This is a genomic window from Henriciella sp., from assembly GCF_029937755.1.
Lineage (GTDB): Bacteria > Pseudomonadota > Alphaproteobacteria > Caulobacterales > Hyphomonadaceae > Henriciella.
Window position 1 is genome coordinate 1 of record NZ_JAPYPG010000023.1, and the last position, 2,335, is coordinate 2,335.

The window sequence follows — 2,335 nt, forward strand, 5'->3', positions numbered from 1 at the left end:
CTCCTGGACCAGCGATGTCAGCCCTTCGAAACTTCTGTAGCCACTGGAACCGCCACTTAAGTACAACGCACCAAAGTCCACGCCACCCGGATTCCCTCCGACCCAAGCGCCCTCTTTGCCCGAATCGTTCCATGTAGCTGCACTGCCGAAGAGCTTTCCGGCCTTGTGAATGGCGTACGTGGCGCCCGAACCAGAGCTCTTGGTTGCGTCCAAGTACAACTTAAGAGTCGCCGCGTTTACCGTGGCGTTCTCAGGGATGCTCGCCAGTCGAAAGGAGATTAGTCCTCGATATCGACCTGTCGCGTCCTTGCCGGCACGGATGGTGAGTGACTGATCGCCGCAAGACGCGTCGTTTGGGGAAGCCGACTTGACGGTGCAATCTCTAGCGGGTGCTACGACTACCGATGGGTCGACCGCTACGGGATAGGCGCGCTGTGCGCTTCTCGACCAGGTCATGTCGGGACTGACGGTGAGGAGCCATCCCTCTCCTACCGCCTGCAACTGAAACTCAACTTCTGAAGAGTGCGCCCCGTTGGCATCCACCATGACCCCGCCGGGGATCTGGAAGACTGTTCGGCCTGACGGTTCCCTCAGTTCGTAGCCGCCGTCGGCCGACTCGTACGGCGACAGGCTCTTGGAGGTGCGGAGTTGATAGGTGTACGTCGCCTCCGACGACGGGGGCGAGGCTAGGATTATGTCTTCTTTGACTCCGTTCGGCTGAACGGAGTATTCGACAGTTTCGTCGCCCGACATCTGGTAGTGCACTGCATTGCCGTCAACCTCTGGCCGAACCTGTGAGAGGCCATGCATGCGCATCGTTAACCACGAGTCGCTGTATGAGACTTTTACCGGCGTGCGACTGCCGTCCTCGGGGAATGTTGCGTCCCAGGCAGCGTCCTCGACGGACGCGATCGCGCTTCCCTCGTCAGTCGGGTTTAACGAGGGCTCCGCTGCCGCCCATTCACCCGACGCGTCCAGGGAGTTCACAACCCCCAGAGTTTGCTCCGTGGTATAAGTCGCAAATGAACCGTCAGGGGATAGTTCATAACTCAACAAGTTGCATTCGGAGCAATCGCGTGTACCGCGTTTCCTTGCCCCTGGTCGACCGCACCGTCATCCGTTGCGGCCTCCGCGACGGCGGGCAAGTGTTGGAAGGGTGACATAACTGCCGCTGCCAGCAAGGCGCACGCAAGTTTCCGAGAACGCATCTTTGCTCCTGATGTCTTAGTGATCAGGAAGAGCGTGGAGCCAGGCGCCGCGCAACGGCTTCGATGGCACGATTCGCTACTGTCACGAGACCAACTCGTTACATTTGAGGATCGCGTTCCAGTGCCAGGCCGCTGACCTCAGGCAACCCAGCACCTTCGGCAACCTCTGGCCCACCCCGAGTTCCCAACCCGGGCTCCGAACTTCTGGCATGGACGGAGTCGGCCCGTGCCGACTTGCCTCCCAGGTGGTCGACCGGAACGTTGACGCCGGGGTATCCCGACCGAACGACTCCCAAGGCCTTGAACACCTCGCCACCGCGCGGCCAGACGACGCCACTTCCGGCCTGAAACTAGGCGCCACCGACAGCGATCTGACTCCCCCGGCGAGTCCGGAGACTCCGTTCCTTGGGAAGGATGGAGTCATGTCAGGGAGTACGTCGAAGAGGTACCCGGCCGAGCTGCGTGAGCGGGCGGTCCGGATGGTCGCCGAGATCCGCGCCGATCACGATTCGGAGTGGGCCGCGATGGCCAAGGTTGCCGAGCTCGAACGTCGCCGCCAGAAGCTGCTGGATGCCTACATGGCCGATGCACTGCCGATCGACTTCCTGAAGGCCGAGCAGTCGAAGGTCGGCGTCGAGATTGCCGACGCCAAACGGCTGATCGCCGAAGCAAGCGAAGCGGTGGAACGAGCGCAGAAGTACCTCGACCAGGTCATCGTTCTGCTGACCGACGCCTGCACGCTCTACCAGCAGCTTGGAGGCAACGGCCGCTCAGCGCTCAACGCCGTTGTCTTCGACTACTTCGCACTCGACAGCGCCCCCGACGACGAGGGAGCGGTCAGGGGCAAGGTCGCCGGAGCGCCCCTCTCGGACGTCGTGGCAGCCGTTCTCGCGCCTGGGACTACCGGTGACCCCCAGGGACCACACAGCGAAACCCCCGCCGAACCTTCGTCCGACGGGGGTTCCAACCTGAGCAAACTGGCGGAGGCGGAGGGATTTGAACCCTCGATGGGGTTGTAGCCCCAAACCCGCTTAGCAGGCGGGCGCCATAGACCTGACTAGGCGACGCCTCCATGCAGCCCCGACAGGCTACAAGGAGCGGAGCGCGGGCGCCGAATCGCCCTCACC

The 2,335-nt window shown here is 62.4% G+C and carries 2 protein-coding genes and 1 tRNA gene; 1 reads left to right on the forward strand and 2 read right to left on the reverse strand.

The window, feature by feature from the left end:
- Window positions 1-1,053, reverse strand: a 1,053-nt coding sequence (locus tag Q1K29_RS18365; protein ID WP_300396828.1) for a DNRLRE domain-containing protein, incomplete at its 3' end; no start/stop codon positions are given.
- Window positions 1,054-1,687: 634 nt separating this feature from the next.
- Between Q1K29_RS18365 and Q1K29_RS18370 the strand changes: the two genes are divergently transcribed.
- Complete coding sequence (locus tag Q1K29_RS18370) at window positions 1,688-2,227, forward strand: hypothetical protein (protein ID WP_300396830.1); 540 nt, start codon at window positions 1,688-1,690, stop codon at window positions 2,225-2,227.
- On the opposite strand, the gene Q1K29_RS18375 is transcribed toward Q1K29_RS18370, so the two are convergent.
- Window positions 2,187-2,280, reverse strand: a tRNA-Ser gene (locus tag Q1K29_RS18375). The genes Q1K29_RS18370 and Q1K29_RS18375 overlap by 41 nt on opposite strands.
- Between the last annotated feature and the right edge of the window lie 55 nt (window positions 2,281-2,335).